General features: G+C 42.9%; 7 protein-coding genes. All 7 read left to right on the top strand.

The window, feature by feature from the left end:
- The first annotated feature begins 74 nt into the window (after positions 1–74).
- The 7 genes from K6V21_RS04825 to K6V21_RS04795 all read left to right on the top strand — a co-directional run bounded on the left by K6V21_RS04825 (position 75) and on the right by K6V21_RS04795 (position 16112).
- A complete protein-coding gene (locus K6V21_RS04825; protein WP_224321014.1) occupies positions 75–2033 on the top strand; it encodes a sialate O-acetylesterase in 1959 nt (652 codons plus the stop codon).
- Positions 2034–2334: 301 nt separating this feature from the next.
- Positions 2335–4194 (top strand): sulfatase-like hydrolase/transferase, encoded by a 1860-nt coding sequence (locus tag K6V21_RS04820; RefSeq protein WP_224321013.1) that lies wholly within the window; start codon positions 2335–2337, stop codon positions 4192–4194.
- Positions 4195–4363: 169 nt separating this feature from the next.
- Positions 4364–6358 carry an ATP-binding protein gene (locus K6V21_RS04815; protein ID WP_224321012.1) on the top strand — a complete coding sequence of 665 codons (1995 nt, stop codon included), beginning with the start codon at positions 4364–4366 and terminating at the stop codon, positions 6356–6358.
- Positions 6359–6711: 353 nt separating this feature from the next.
- A complete protein-coding gene (locus K6V21_RS04810) occupies positions 6712–9375 on the top strand; it encodes a substrate-binding domain-containing protein (RefSeq protein WP_224321011.1) in 2664 nt (887 codons plus the stop codon).
- A gap of 185 nt (positions 9376–9560) precedes the next feature.
- On the top strand, positions 9561–10883 hold the full coding sequence (locus K6V21_RS04805; protein ID WP_258771237.1) for a sugar porter family MFS transporter: 1323 nt from the start codon (positions 9561–9563) through the stop codon (positions 10881–10883).
- Between the two features lie 149 nt (positions 10884–11032).
- Positions 11033–14188: a SusC/RagA family TonB-linked outer membrane protein gene (locus K6V21_RS04800; RefSeq protein WP_224321009.1), complete on the top strand. Its 3156-nt coding sequence runs from the start codon at positions 11033–11035 to the stop codon at positions 14186–14188.
- 28 nt (positions 14189–14216) lie between these two features.
- On the top strand, positions 14217–16112 hold the full coding sequence (locus K6V21_RS04795) for a RagB/SusD family nutrient uptake outer membrane protein (protein ID WP_224321008.1): 1896 nt from the start codon (positions 14217–14219) through the stop codon (positions 16110–16112).
- The last annotated feature ends 18 nt before the right edge of the window (positions 16113–16130 follow it).

The raw sequence follows: 16130 nt of genomic DNA, 5'->3' as shown, positions 1-16130 counted from the left end.
CCGATATTGCGACGGTGGTATGTGATTAAAGCAACTGTTTGCAATGCGTCTGTTTAAACCAATAATTAACTGATATGAAAAACAAATGTATGTTAGTTGCAGCTTTGCTGTTGTTATCCGGTACAATCTCGGCCAAGGTGGTATTGCCTCCGATGTTTTCGGATAACATGGTGTTGCAGCAACAGGCGGATGCCCCTATCTGGGGTGAGGCAAAACCGATGAAAACGGTGAAAATAACCACTTCCTGGGACGGGAAGACGTATGAAACGCTGTCTGATAAGGAGGGTAAATGGAAGCTTTCCGTTCGTACCCCTGAAGCGGGTGGCCCGTATGAGCTTACACTGACCGATGGTCAGAAACTAGTGTTGAAGAACGTAATGATTGGTGAGGTATGGATCTGTTCCGGACAATCCAATATGGAAATGCCTCTGAAAGGATGGGGAAAGATTATGGATTATGAGAAGGAAATAGCCGCCGCTAATCATCCCAATATCCGTTTATTGCATGTGGAACATGTAACCAGTACACAGCCGGAGACGGATATCAAAATCCGTGATAATGGCTGGCAAGTATGCTCACCGCTGACCGTTCCTGAATTTTCGGCTACCGCCTATTTCTTTGGTCGTGAAATCTCTGAAAAACAGAATGTACCCGTCGGGCTGATTCATACTTCCTGGGGTGGGACCAATGTAGAGTCCTGGATAAGCGGGAAGGTGTTACAGGAAATGCCGGATTTTAGTAAAGTGGTGGAAGATATTCGTGCAATGCCCGATAAAACTGCGATGAAAGCGGACTATTTGAAAGCTTTGGAAGCTTGGAACAATCGCGTTGATGAAGGCTTTGCTGCCGGAAAACCGGTACGGGCTGAGGCATCTCTGGATGATAAAGCCTGGGGCAAACTGAACTTCCCCGGAATGGTGGATCAGCAAGGGCTTGGTGATTTTGACGGACTGATCTGGCTTCGCCGCACCGTCGATATTCCTGCATCCTGGGCAGGTAAGAAGGTGCAGTTAGTTTTAGGAGCCATTGATGATAATGATATAACGTATTGGAATGGTCGGGAAGTGGGCCGTACGGATGGCTATTCTGTTCAACGCAATTACACCGTTCCGGGTAAGCTGGTGAAAGCAGGACCGCTTACGCTGGCTGTCCGTGTGACAGATACAGGCGGTGGCTGTGGCATGCCGGATGAGCTTTATCTCCGTTCAGACAATGGAGAACAAATCAGCCTGGCCGGTGAATGGAAATATCAGATAGCCGCCGATGCCCGGAAAGAGGGTATGTTTCCGAAGGATATGTCCGAGGACCCCAATCTGCCGACATCTTTATACAATGCTATGATCCATCCGCTGGTGCCTTACAGTATCCGTGGTGCTATCTGGTATCAGGGGGAAAACAATGCTTCCCGTGCCTATCAGTATCGTGAGCTTTTCCCGCTGGTTATCGAGAACTGGCGTAAGGACTGGGGGCAGGATTTTCCATTCTATTTTGTGCAGTTGGCCAACTTTATGCAAGTGTCTCCAAACCCCGTTGATTCTGACTGGGCGGAACTTCGTGAAGCACAAGAGCGTACATTGTCGGTAGCGAATACCGGAATGGCTGTGATTATTGACAAAGGCGATGCCAATGACATCCACCCGAAAGATAAACAGGCCGTTGGACATCGCCTGGCATTGGTGGCCCGTGCCAAGACGTACGGAGAACAAATTCCTTATTCCGGTCCCGTCTATCGTTCCTATCAGGTAGATGGGGATAAGATCATCCTTTCTTTTGATCATACGGATGGTGGCTTAAAGAGTAGTGACGGGAAGGCATTGCAAGGCTTTGCCATTGCCGGTCGTGATCATAAATTCCACTGGGCGAAGGCCGAAATACAGGGTGATAAGATTGTGGTGAGTTCTCCCGATGTGCCGTATCCCGTTGCCGTGCGTTACGCATGGGCCAACAATCCGGTTTGTAACTTATATAATGGTGCCGGCCTTCCGGCTTCACCTTTCCGTACGGATGACTGGAAAGGGGTGACGCAGAAATAACATCGATATAGAAATGTTCGCTTTGTGCTGCATGTGAAGTGTTAATGTAGTGCAAAGCGAATTTTTTTTGAAAAGAACTTTGCCCTGTATGAATAAAATTATTTCCTTTGCATCTGAATCATAGTTTCCAAGCGTGGAAGCGATTCTAAATAATACATGACAAGACGTTTACAGAGTGCTATTCTCCATGTTTAGGCTTACAAAGTAGTGGGTATGGAGAAGAAGTTGGTATAGATTCCTACGTCTTTTTTTAACTATTGCCAAATCAGGGGAAAGCTATAGGCGACAAAACTTTATAATAATGGTAATGCAAAAAATGCAGTTGCGAAGTTTGTGGGGCAAAGGATTTATCTTTTATGCTATTTCGGTGCTGACGATTACCGTACAGTTCTTTTTTTATCTCATTAATAGTCCTCGGCTTTCTGTAATGGATGTCGGCGGATGGTTCTTTTATGTAACGGCTGCTTGTTCGCATGCTGCCTTGTGGGCATTTATACCCTATGCAGTGTCCATGATGGTGGCGCTTATTGTACGGCATAGTAAAGCTGCTGCTATGGTACACGTTATTCTTGTAACGCTGCTCAATGCTCTTGCTTATATAGACGGTAGTGTATACAGCCTCTATAAATTCCACATTAATGGCTTCGTTCTAAATCTCTTGCTTGGCGAGGGGAATAGTGAGATTTTCACGTTCAGCCCCTGGCTTTACCTCAAAATGGCTGGGGTGCTGTTGGGTGTGTTTGCCGTTAATACTCTGCTGCGGTTGCTTGCCGGACGTTGTTATGATCGTTTTCATCGCTGCGGTTTCTGGCCGGCACTTTCAGTGCTGATTCTATTTGCACTGTTTTCCAATCTTTACCATGCTTATGCAGCCGTTATGCAGAAACCTTCGGTGATTCGCAGTGCTTCATGTCTGCCTTATTATTTTCCGCTGACAGCTACCCGGCTGATGATAAAATTAGGAGTAGTCTCATCCGAAGATGTCATCAAGATGAATTTCAAGAATAAAAAGCAGACCACGGATCTCAACTATCCGGTACATTCTCTGGAGCACCGAGTTCATTCTACCTCTAAGAATGTAGTGCTGATAACCATCGATTCGTGGAACTATCGTGCTTTTAACCCAGATGTAATGCCCTGCATCACTCACTTTGCCGATAGTTGCAGTAACTTCACCTCCCACCTGAGTAGCAGTAACGGTACACGCGGCAGTATCTTTGGGCTTTTCTTCAGCCTTTCTTCCATTTATTGGAGCGATTTTGAGTTGTCAGGCATTCAGCCCTTACTGATAGAAGAATTATTGGCGCAGAACTACCGGATAGGTATTTACCCTAGTGCCACCCTTGTCAGCCCGCCATTTGCTAAAATACTCTTTTCGAAAGTTCCTAACTTGCGTACTCATACACCGGGAGAGACTGTCTACGATCGTGACTGCCGTATTACGACGGATTACCTTCAATCACTTGATACTTTAGGGAGTGGTACACAACCATTCTTCTCATTTCTTTTTTACGACTTGGCACATGGAATCGAACTTTCTAAGGACAAGCTCTACCGTTTTAAACCCACTTGGGAGTTTGCAGACTATATGAAATTGGATAACAATATTGATCCGACTCCTTTCTTGAATCTATATTACAACTGCATGGCGGAGGTGGACTCTCTGGCTGGTTGTGTCTTGCAGAAACTTGCTGAGAAGAAGTTACTGGATAATACACTTGTTATCATTACAGGCGACCATGGACAGGAGTTTAATGAAAATCACAAGAACTATTGGGGGCATGGCAGCAATTACTCGCCTGTACAGACGCATATACCTTTCTTATTATATGACCCGGGAAAGCCATCGCATACGTACCGTCATGTCACCACCCATTATGATTTTGTACCTACTTTGATGACTGAAGTGTTGGGGGTGACCAGTCCCCCTTCGGACTATAGCATGGGGCATCTCCTCACCGATACCTGCTCACGCAATTGGCACGTTGTAGGCGATTATCTGGACTATGCCTTTATTGTGGACAACCATACAATTTTGGAAAAACAACCCTCTGGCTGCATAGAAATCAGTGATAGCCTTTTGAACCCCTTGGAAGATTATAAAATAGATACTAGGAAGTTGAATGAAGCTATTCTTTCTATCAATAGGTTCTATAAATGAGATGAACGTTTGCTTGCTTATTTGCTGTTGTTATCCTAAACAATGCTTATTATATGCAATAAAAAGGTAAAAATCATCAATTAGTCTGTCTTGTGAGGTAGGGGGATATTTTATTTCACAGATAAAACATATCTTTATCATCATATAACATACAACAGACAAATAACTTATGCTGAAAAAAACGATTCTTGCCTGTGTTCTTTTGCATTTGGTTGTAGGAACTATTTCACCCCAAAATGTAGACTCTACTGATATTAAAAGCATGCGTGCTTACTATAAACAGTATTTCAATGATCCTACTGATCCCATTGTTCTTGCAGCATCGGATACATTGTTCGATATGGCAATCAGGTGCAACGATACGGTGATGGCTAAGATAGCTTTGGGAGCCAAGGTGGACTATTACTATTACGGACAGGGTGAGAACCGTACAGATAGCATCATAGCCGGAGTCAATCGCTTAAAACAATATGCCAGAAGGGTCGGTAATGCAGAACTTTACTACTGGGCGTGGGCTGCCAGGTTGGTTAACTATTATATCATACAGGGAGAATATAACATTGCTCTTCTTGAAGCTGAAAAGATGTTGCAGGAGGCCAAAGGTGAGAAAGATCAGGGAAGTATTGCTGAGTGCTATTATGCATTGGCCAATGTATATGGGGCTAAGGGTTTAGTGAAAAAATCTCAGGAGTTCATGCTTAAAGAGATTGATATTTTTGAGAATGCCAATGTGGTAAGATATAATATATCCTGTCAGTATAGTGATGCCGCAAAGATATACATTGATCTGGGCGAAGCGGAAAAAGCTCCCGAACTTCTTAAAAAGGCACTCAAAACCTCTAAAACCACTTATCATGAAGTGACGGCCAAACTGGTTTATGTATCACTCTATCTTGCACAAGGAGATACAGCAGCTGCCCGCAAGGCATTGGAGGAATGTAGGCGAATGTATATGGAAGAACCTTCAATGAAACGTCATATCCACTATTTATATGATGTAGAGATTGATTATAACTGGAGGGTGGGCAACTATAATAAGGCCCTTAGCGTATTGGATGAACGGGAAAACGAACTGAAGAAGAAAAACAATCTGACGACCCTGGTGCTACTGAGAAAAATGAAGGCGGATATTCTTTGGGATATGAATCGTAAAGAAGAAGCAGCCGGGTTATACCGCGATTTTCTGTTGGAACAGAAGAAGGAGAGAGAAAGGAATGAAGAAATCACCACCAGTGAGTTTGCTACCATGCTGAATTTGCAGCAGCTCAATGCTGAAAAGGTACGTCTGGAGAAGATTTCTCAGAAGAAACAACTGCAAAATACCCGGACCATTTTATTCTCTGTTATAGGTATTTTATGTGTCGTCGTTATCTTCTTGTGGCAACAGAGAAAACTCAATGCAAAGTTGCATAGGGCAAAAAATAAACTGGACGAGCAGAATCGTACATTAATTAAAGCCGAGGAGGAACTGCGTAAAGCCAAAGAGCTTGCTGAACAGAGTAATTGGCTGAAAACAATGTTCATTCAGAATATGTCCCATGAAATCCGTACTCCGCTTAACTCCATTGTCGGATTCTCCGGGGTATTGGTTGATATGCTTGATGAAAAGGAAGACATCGGGCAATATGTTGCATTGATTGAGAGTAACAGCAAGCTATTATTGAAGCTGGTAGGTGATATCCTTGATATTTCCATTCTCGACAGTGAGGTTGAAATCAAGCATAATGCTGTTGATGTCAATGCTTGTTGCCAAGCTTCGGTAGATGCGGCGGGGGCATCCTTCGACCCGGGCGTAAAGCTCGTTTTTGAACCAGCCTGTGATGAACTGATCATAAACAGTAATTATAATTATATAGTGCAGGTACTCGACAACCTGCTGGGTAATGCATCGAAGTTCACTCATGAGGGTTCCGTTACATTAGCCTATGAGGTTAAGAAAGAAGAGAATCAATTGATTTTCACGGTTACAGATACCGGGATCGGTATTCCTGTCGAGGAACAGGAGCGTGTTTTTGAGCGCTTTGTGAAGTTGGATAATTTTAGTCAGGGAGCAGGACTCGGTTTGTCTATTTGCCGTATCGTTGCGGAAAGGCTGGGTGGATACCTGATGATTGATAAAGGCTACACTCAAGGTACCCGTATTATTTTCTGTGTGTCGATGTGAAGAATACAGTAAGCGTACTGTCATTCCTTATCAGTATCCGGATTTTTATATTCCTTCAAGATTTTGCAATATATCAATGCTTTATCAGTATCCTATATTTCTGTCAACATGATAGAATATTGCTGTTTTTTCTTTCTCCAAAACCCTGATAAATGATATTATAATATTATATGAATCATCTGTTATATTGAACTTCTGTTTAAATCATTATGTTTGCGATTACTGAATCAATATACATGAAGAACATGATGATAGGAATTGAATGTAAATTAAGGAGAGTATCACTATTGATAGGAATATCATTTTTGATGCTTATATCTTTTTCTTGTCGGCAAAATGAGGAGAAAAGATATTTGATAGGAGTATCACAATGTAGTGATGACGAGTGGCGTGACAAGTTGAATAAAGAAATTTTTCTGGAGGCTATGTTCAGGGGGAATATAGATGTTATCTTCTGCTCCGCTAATGACAATAATGCTAAACAGGCTGAAGATATAGCTTATCTCATGAAGAAAAAGGTGGATCTCATGATTATCTCTCCCAATGAATCGGCACCTGTTACCCCTGCTGTTGAGATGGCATACAAAAGTAATATCCCCATTATTATCAGCGACAGGAAGATACGTTCAGATAAGTTCACTGCATATATCGGTCCTGATAATTATGAAATAGGTGCTTTGGCAGGTGAATTTATAGTGAAATACCTGAAAGGGAAAGGAAAGATTGTTGAGATTAAGGGTACAGAAGGTGCTTCTCCTACAATTGAAAGGCATGAGGGATTTATGTCTGTCGTTAATAAATATAAGGATATAGAGATTATTTATTCGGAGAGTGGTATTTTCCTGGAAAGCATTGGAGAAAAGAAAATGGAAGAGGCATTGCAGCTGAATCCGGAAATAGATCTGGTGTTTGCCCACAATGATCGGATGGCTAAGGGTGCATATAAGGTTGTGAAAGCGGAGGGAAGAGAGAAGGAGATCACCTTTGTGGGTATTGATGGGCTTGCTGAAGATGGATACGGTGTCGATATGATATTGGATGGAGTTTTAGCAGCTTCGTTTGTGAATGCTACAGGAGGGGATAAGATAATGGAGCTTGCCATGAATATCCTGCAAAATAAGCCGTTCGAACGGGAGACGATCCTGCCTACTACTCAGGTGGATCATACGAATGCCAGAATATTGAAGCTTCAGGCAAGGTATATGAATGGACAAAGCGATAAGATATTCTCACTGAATAAAGACATTAATAAAAATATCTCATTGTATGCACGCCAGCAGGTGCTTTTATATTGCTCTGTCATTATTCTGGTTTTGTTACTGCTGTTTCTTTATCTGCTGATGAATGCATTCCGGAAGAATAAACAACACAACAATGAATTATCTCAAAAGAACAAGGATATTGAAGATAAGAATGAGCAACTGGAGTTGCAGAGAAGACAATTAGAGGAAGCTACACAATCGAAATTGCACTTCTACACTACCATTTCACATGACTTTCTGACTCCCCTGACACTTATTATAGAACCGGTCGAGCTGTTGTTGCAGAATCATCAGATGAAGCATGATCAATACGACCTGTTGGTAATGGTAAAACGGAATGCTATCATCCTTCACCGCTTGGTTAAGCAACTTCTTGATTTTAGGAAATATGAGAATGGAAAGCTGGCGCTGAACCTGTCACAAGCGAATCTGAAAGATTGTATCGAGGGGTGGAGTAAGGCCTTTTGTCCTGCCATTAAGCGAAAGAGCATTAAGTTTTGTATTCATGTAACAGAAGATGCCGCGAATTTTGAAATGGCTCTTGATTACAATAAGATAGAACGTCTGTTTTACAATCTATTATCGAATGCCCTTGAATTTACGAATCAGGGAGGAACGATACGGGTGGATTTGTACAACGAATGGGATGCGAATGAAAAGAAGGCTGTCATTAAAATCTCCGATACCGGGGTCGGGATTGATCCTGAATATATAGAGAACATATTCGACCGTTTCTTCAAAGTCGATAACTATTCATCAGGTTCGGGTATCGGCCTGGCTGTTGCAAAAGCTTTTGCAGAACTTCATGGAGGGGATATCAGGGTGAAAAGTGAAGTAGGTAAAGGATCGGAATTTTATGTTATTCTGCCTTATCTCAATGCAACTATAGAAGGACAGACTTTCTCGTTGGAAACTAAAAACAATGATGAAGAAGGAGATAACATAGACCTTGGCAATCAAACACTTCTTCTGAATGAGAGAAATAAACCTGTCATCTTAGTGGTGGATGACAATCTGGATATACTGAACTTCATTTGCAACCTGCTGCAAACAGAATATATTGTTTTGCTGGCGAAGAATGGTCAGTACGGACTTAAACTGGCTTCTCAGTATTTGCCTGACCTGGTGATTGCAGATGTAATGATGCCCATGATGGATGGCTTTGAACTCTGTCGGCGTTTAAAAGGTGAATCCATAACGCATCACATTCCTGTCATTCTATTGTCGGCCTTGACGCTAAGCAGTCAGAAGATAAAAGGCATTGATTGCGGAGCGGACATTTATTTTGAGAAACCCTTCGATTCGTCTCTTTTACTGGCTTACGTCAAGAATTTGATTAAAAGCAGGAAGGATGCAAAAGCGATTTTGAATGAGGCAGATTCTACACCCAATGACGGAGTAAAACTGGAAGGGCGCCTGTTCATGGAAAAGATATATGCCTTGATGGATAGTCACATTGCCGATAGTGGCTTTAAAGTAGAGGCTTTCGGGCAGTCTATAGGCTTGTCTCGTGTACAACTTTACCGGAGAATAAAAGAACAGACCGGTTATTCTCCCAATGAACTGCTTAGGGTGTATCGTTTGCAAAAAGCTAAAAAACTATTGTCTACAACAGATCTTGCCGTTGCGGAGATTGCATACCGGGTAGGGTTCTCATCGCCGGCCTATTTCACTAAATGTTATCGTGAATTCTATAAGGAATTACCTACTGCATTTCTTAAACGTATGGCATTGAAGAATGAAGATTCTTTATGAGTGATAACCTGAAAAAGGAATATTTGTACCTGATCCGAAGTAGCATGTTTCATTTACTATAATGGATGTTTCGGAATCGGAATGGTGATAGTATACGAAACAATATTGATACTCATATTTACTACTGCCGGGTATATTTGTGCAACGATTTCCTCTTCATTATTATCATAAAATAAATGGATACCATGAAAAACTATTTTCGTATATTAAGTTGGTCGGTAATTGTCTCTTTAGGCGGTTTCCTTTTCGGGTTTGATACAGCGGTTATTTCCGGTGTAGAAAAGACCATTCAGGCTATATTCAGTTTAACCTCCGTAGAGCATGGATTTACTATTTCTTCTGCGCTAATCGGGACGGTTATCGGGGCTTTGGGAATCAGTAAGCCTGTGGATAAATATGGAAGGCGTCCTATGTTGCTGATTATAGCGTCGGTCTATTTGCTTTCTGCCGTAGGATGTGCTTTTTCGTTTGATGCAGGTTCTTTGATCTTTTTCCGCTTTATTGGCGGGTTGGGTGTGGGGGCTTCATCGGTGGTGGCGCCTATGTATATATCAGAGGTGGCTCCGGCTAAAGTGAGAGGACAGATGACCGCTATTTTTCAGATCAATGTGATATTCGGTATACTGATGGCTTATGTTTCCAACTACCTGTTATATGATTTGTCGGATTATTCATGGCGTATCATGTTGGGTATTGAGGGGGTTCCGGCTTTAATCTATTTCATCCTGTTGTTCTTTGTTCCCGAAAGTCCTCGCTTCCTGGTGATGAAGAATAAAATAGCTCAGGCTAAAGAGGTACTGATGCAGATTGATGATACGCAGGTAGAGCAAGTAGTCGGGGCTATACAGCAACAGATCAGGAAGAATATTGCTCAGAAAGGTGCTCTTTTCACTAAAGCGAATAAGAAAGCTATCATTGTTGCTTTTCTGGTTGCTATGTTTAATCAATTCTCCGGCATTAATGCTATTTTGTATTATGCACCGAGAATATTTGAGCAGAGTGGTTTATCGTCGGGAGACTCTTTACTACAATCTGTAGCTATTGGCATCGTGAACCTGGTTTTCACATTTATAGGCTTCCTGCTGATAGATAAAGCTGGTCGGCGTAAATTGCTTATGTTTGGCTCAATGGGTATGGCGGTATGCTTGGGTGTTGCTTCCTACATATTCTTTGCCTTCGATCTGGGTGGTATTCCTCTGTTAATCTCAATTTTATTTTATATCGCTTTCTTCGGTATGTCTACCGGTGCTGTAATCTGGGTGTTGATAGCTGAGGTCTTTCCTAACTCGGTGCGGAGCAAAGGACAATCGTTGGGTAGTTTAACCCATTGGCTTTTTGCAGCTCTGATAACATTCTGTTTCCCGGTGATAGCGGAAAATGGGGGAATCGGTCTTGCTTTCACTTTCGGATTTTTCTCCATTATGATGCTGTTGCAGATGCTGGTGGCCTGGCTATACTTTCCCGAAACAAAAGGCAAGTCATTGGAAGAATTAAGTGAGAATTTATGAATGGATAGAAATAAGTTTAACCTTTAAAAGATGTAGTGCCTATGCAATGATCAAGAAGAAACAGAAACGATTTCAAATATCTTATGCTTTGATATAAGCATATACAAGAGAGATGTATACTATTTAATGTTAATCAAATCAATCTAATCATGTACAAGAAAGCACTGATTATTAATTTACAACGAGTATGTTTTGCCGGTTTACTGGGTCTAGTGAGTCTTCCCCTTGCAGCTGAGGATGACTATACAAAACCGGTATCGACTATGGAAGCACATACGTTTGACAATGCCGGTGTAATGGAAGTTACCCAGCAAAAGAAAGGAATTGCGATAAACGGTACCGTGCGGGATATGCAGCGTGAACCGTTACCGGGAGTGAATATCGTAATAAAGGGAACAACGTCGGGTACTGTTACCGATGTGGACGGAAACTATTTTATTACTGTTCCGGATAAGAAATCCGTACTTGTATTCCAGTATATAGGTTTCGAATCACAAGAAATCACTGTTGGGAATCAGTTGAACGTCAATGTGGCACTGAAAGAAGATGCAAAGGCATTGGATGAGGTCGTGGTGGTAGGTTTTGGCAAGCAGAAGAAAGTTTCTGTGGTGGGTGCCGTCACTACCATCGAGCCGAGGAAACTACAGGTAGGTACAAGCCGTTCCATGAGTACTAACCTGATTGGACAACTGGCAGGTGTCATCGGGGCGCAACGTACCGGGGAACCGGGGTATGATAACTCCACTTTCTTTATCCGCGGCATCTCTTCTTTCAAAGGAAGCAACAATCCCCTGGTTCTTGTTGATGGCATCGAACGGGATCTGAATAATATCGATCCTGCTGAAATAGAGTCGTTTTCCATACTGAAAGATGCATCTGCCAGTGCGGTATATGGTGTTCGTGGTGCGAATGGTGTTATCCTGATCAATACAAAGCGTGGCAAGATAGGAAAGCCTTCAGTGAATGTACGTTTTGAGCAGGCCGTTACGATGTTGGGAAAAACACCTAAGTTGATCGGGTCGTATGACTATCTGAGCCTGATGAACGAACTGTATGCTGACGAAGGTTTACCGGCACCTTATAAGGATATTGAAAAATATCGTACGGGTGAAGATCCCGACCTCTATCCGGATGTAGACTGGATAGATGCAATCATGAAAGATATGGGGCATAACACACGTGCTAACCTTGAAGTAAGCGGGGGTAGTGAGATTCTTCGCTATTCGTTGGTTGCTTCGGTTTATTCGGAGAAGGGACTTCTTGAGAATGATTCACGTCAAGAGTGGGATTCCTCTACCAGACTACGCCGTTATAACTTACGCTCGAATGTGGATGTGAATGTGACACCTACCACTCTGTTGCGTGTTAGCATCGGCGGGTATTTACAGGAAGGAACAAGTGCACCGGACAGAGCTCCGAAGTTGTATGAAGATGCTTTCTTCACTCCCCCTTATGTACATCCTACACGCTACTCCACCGGTGAGATTCCCAAACATGGCCAACATAATAATCCATGGGCTGTAACGACGCAAAATGGATATAAAAACACCAATACGACCAAGATAGAGTCGTTGTTCTCTGTTGAGCAAGATTTAAAGTTCCTATTACCGGGATTAAAGGTGAAAGGAGTTTTCTCATTTGATAGTTATTCCGCTAACTCTGTGCTTCGTACCAAGGAGCCGAATTACTACGATGCAGCAGCCACCAGACGTAATCCGGACGGTACACTTAATCTTACTATTCAGAGTTATGGTAAGCCTTATCTTGATTACATGAAGGAGGCCGAGTTTGGAACGAAGAGTGTATATCTTGAAGGTTCAGTCAATTATGACCAGACATTTGGTAAGCATGCCATTAGTGCAATGTTTATGTATAACCAGCGTAGCCTTGATGAAGGTGAGAAACTACCATTCCGTTTTCAGGGTATAGCAGGACGCGCGTCTTATACGTATGATAGTCGTTACGTAGGCGAGGTCAATTTTGGTTATAACGGTTCTGAGAACTTTGCCAGCGGACACCGCTTCGGATTCTTCCCTTCCGTAGCTCTGGGCTGGGTGATATCGGAAGAACCCTTTATGGAACGCTATAAGAATACTCTTTCTACTTTAAAACTTCGCGGCTCTTACGGATTGGTCGGTAATGATTGTCTAGGCCAGAACCGCAGGGATATCCGTTTCCCTTATCTGACTACGATTGATGTGACGGATGGTTACTACTGGGGGGTTGATAACAATTATGGTTATGCAAATGGCAAGCAGGAGGGATTGGCCGGTTCTCCTCTTCTGACTTGGGAAAAAGTAAAGAAACTCAATGTCGGCATCGATCTGGGGTTATGGAATGCTTTAGATCTGTCTGTCGATTACTTCTATGACCTTCGTTATGATATTTTCCTGCAACGTCAGACTATACCTTCTACCGCGGGATTTATTCAAGTGCCTTTTGCCAACTATGGTGAGGCGAGCAATCAGGGTATTGATTTGTCACTGGCCTTTAATAAGCAACTGGGTAAGGATTGGACTATCATGTTACAGGGAACTTTCACTTATGCACAAAGCAAAATAAGGGAAATGGATGAACCGCTTTCTGTAGTAGGAACCAATCGTGCCCGCACAGGGCACCGCATTAACCAATTGTTCGGTCTTGTAGACGAGGGATTGTTTACGGAAGATGATTTCAAGGCAGATGGTTCACTGAAGGAGGGACTTCCTAAGCATACCTTCGGACCGGTACGTCCGGGTGACATCAAATATAAAGACCTGAATGATGATGGCGTTGTGGATAGTTTCGATGAAACAGCTATCGGTGGTACGATAGATCCCCAATTGGTGTATGGTTTTGGTGCGACTGTGAAATACCGGCAGTTTGATCTTGGCTTCTTCTTTCAGGGCAACGGCAAGACTTACCGTGTGATTGGTGCCGGTAAGAATGCTTTTATTCCGGGAAGCGGTGACGGTTGGGGTGCTATTTACTCCAATTACAATGATCGGTGGACCCCCGAAAATCCAAGTCAGAATGTATTTTGGCCCCGCCTTTCCCGTATGGAAAACAAGAACAATGCACAATCGTCCACTTGGTGGCTGCGTAATATGAGTATGTTGCGGTTGAAAAATATCGAGCTAGGGTATAGCTTCTCTAAAAAGACGCTGTTACCGAACTTTATTCAAAGTGCGCGTATCTTCATTGCCGGATCTAATCTGCTGCAATTCTCTAAGTTCAAAATGTGGGATCCCGAGTTGGATACTCCGAACGGACAGTGCTATCCTATTACGAAGTCCGTATCACTTGGTTTAAATGTCTCTTTCTAAGAAGTAATAAATATAAAATGATAATGATATGAAAACATTCAAATATATTTTCTTACTGGGAGCTTTGCTGTCTATAGCTTCTTGTACCGATTTTCTGGATAAGTCTCCGGATGATATGGAGACGTTGGATATGGTTTTTGGGAATAAGGTCAATACGGAAGAATGGCTGGCCGGATGTTATTCCAGTATCCCTGACCATGAAAGGTTCATCCACCAGGAGGGAATAATGGCGGATGATGTAACCCCGAATACAATATGGGCGCAGTGGGGATGGCCTTGCATCTATTTCCAGTCCGGAAACTGGAATCCTGCAAGTACCGTCGACCGTGATTATTGGAGCGTATTGCCGAAACGCATCCGTTCTTCTCTGATTTTTATTCAAAATGTGAAGCCTAATGAAGCTCAGTTATTGACAAGTCAGGAAGTGGAATATATGAAGCTGGAGGCTCGTTTCCTGATAGCTTATTATTATACATTACTGGTTGAAAAATATGGTCCTGTACCTTTTAATCCTGATAAGTTGTGGCCGCTCGATACACCTGCCAATGAATTGCTGGCTACACAGACTCCGTTCGACGAAATTGTCAATTGGATAGATAATGAGTTACTGGAAGTATCCAAGGGGTTACCGGCTGTCTATCCTCAGGCTGAGAAATTTGGCCGTGCTACCTCCTTGATGTGTCTGGCTGTCCGTTCCCGTCTTTTACTATTTGCCGCCAGTCCGTTGGTGAATGGTAATGCGGAGTATAAAGAGCATGTAAATAAAGATGGAGTTGAGCTTTTTAACAGCACATATGATGCCTCCAAATGGACGCGTGCAGCAAAAGCCGCTAAAGAACTGATTGATGCCGCCCATTCAGCAGGAAGAGGACTTTATAAGGAATATATCAACGGAGAGATAGATCCATTCTTATCTTACCAGAATATGATGTGGAAGAAGGAATCGCAAGGAAACAAGGAAATCTTATTTGCCCGTCCCAACTGGGCATATTGGGCTATTCCATTTCTGGCGGCACCCCGTGGTGTGGGCCGTGGCAGCGGACTGGGGGTTAGCCAGTCGTTGGTTGATGCTTTCTTTATGAACAATGGGCTCCCGCCTATTCTGGGGTATGAAAATAATGATGTGGGGCGTCCCATTATCAACACTCAGAGCGGTTACAGTGAATCCGGTTTTTCTGCTGCTCCTGAGTTTCGTACCACAAACTGGACCGAAGGATGCTGGAATAATGATGTGGAGAACAATCATGGTATGATTACGAATGCAGGTACATATAAAATGTATTGCCAACGTGAGCCTCGCTTCTATGTTTCCGTATTATACAACGGCTGTTGGTACAACAGGTTGGAAAGACCGTTGAACTTTCTTTCCGGCCAGCCGGAGAATAACAATCCTGACTGTCCCGAGTCCTGCTATCTGATGCGTAAACTGATTCATCCGGAAAACAATCCTGTCATTGAGCAATGGAACTACTATCCTTCCATCCTTTACCGTCTCGGTGAAGCTTATCTGAACTATGTAGAAGCTCTGAATGAGTCTGATCCCGGTAATCCGGATATCCTGACATATCTGAATCTCATTCGTGAACGGGCAGGCATTCCACAATATGGAAATGGGCAAGGAATGATTCCCGCTCCCGGTACGCAGGAAGAAATGCGTGATATTATCCGTCGTGAACGTCGAGTGGAATTGTGTTGTGAAACAGAAATCCGTCACAATGATATCCGTCGCTGGATGATTGGGGATAAGACGCTGAATACTAAATTTTATGGCATGAACAGGCAAGCCACCACCACACAGGATTTCTATAAGCGTTCATCCTATCAGAACCGTGTTTTTGATAAGAAGTTCTACTGGTTCCCTATTCCTCAGGGAGATATGGATAATAATCCGAATCTGGTTCAGAGTCCGGGTTGGGACAAGTAGTATGATACTTTGAATAAT

The sequence above is a fragment of the Bacteroides cellulosilyticus genome (genome assembly GCF_020091405.1).
In the GTDB taxonomy this organism is placed as follows: Bacteria; Bacteroidota; Bacteroidia; order Bacteroidales; family Bacteroidaceae; genus Bacteroides.
This window is presented reverse-complemented; position numbering and strand designations above follow the sequence as displayed.

Coding starts and splice junctions, on each gene's coding strand:
- K6V21_RS04825 (WP_224321014.1), top strand. CDS start 75: ATGAAAAACAAATGTATGTTAGTTGCAGCTTTGCTGTTGTTATCCGGT.
- K6V21_RS04820 (WP_224321013.1), top strand. CDS start 2,335: ATGGTAATGCAAAAAATGCAGTTGCGAAGTTTGTGGGGCAAAGGATTT.
- K6V21_RS04815 (WP_224321012.1), top strand. CDS start 4,364: ATGCTGAAAAAAACGATTCTTGCCTGTGTTCTTTTGCATTTGGTTGTA.
- K6V21_RS04805 (WP_258771237.1), top strand. CDS start 9,561: ATGAAAAACTATTTTCGTATATTAAGTTGGTCGGTAATTGTCTCTTTA.
- K6V21_RS04800 (WP_224321009.1), top strand. CDS start 11,033: ATGTACAAGAAAGCACTGATTATTAATTTACAACGAGTATGTTTTGCC.
- K6V21_RS04795 (WP_224321008.1), top strand. CDS start 14,217: ATGAAAACATTCAAATATATTTTCTTACTGGGAGCTTTGCTGTCTATA.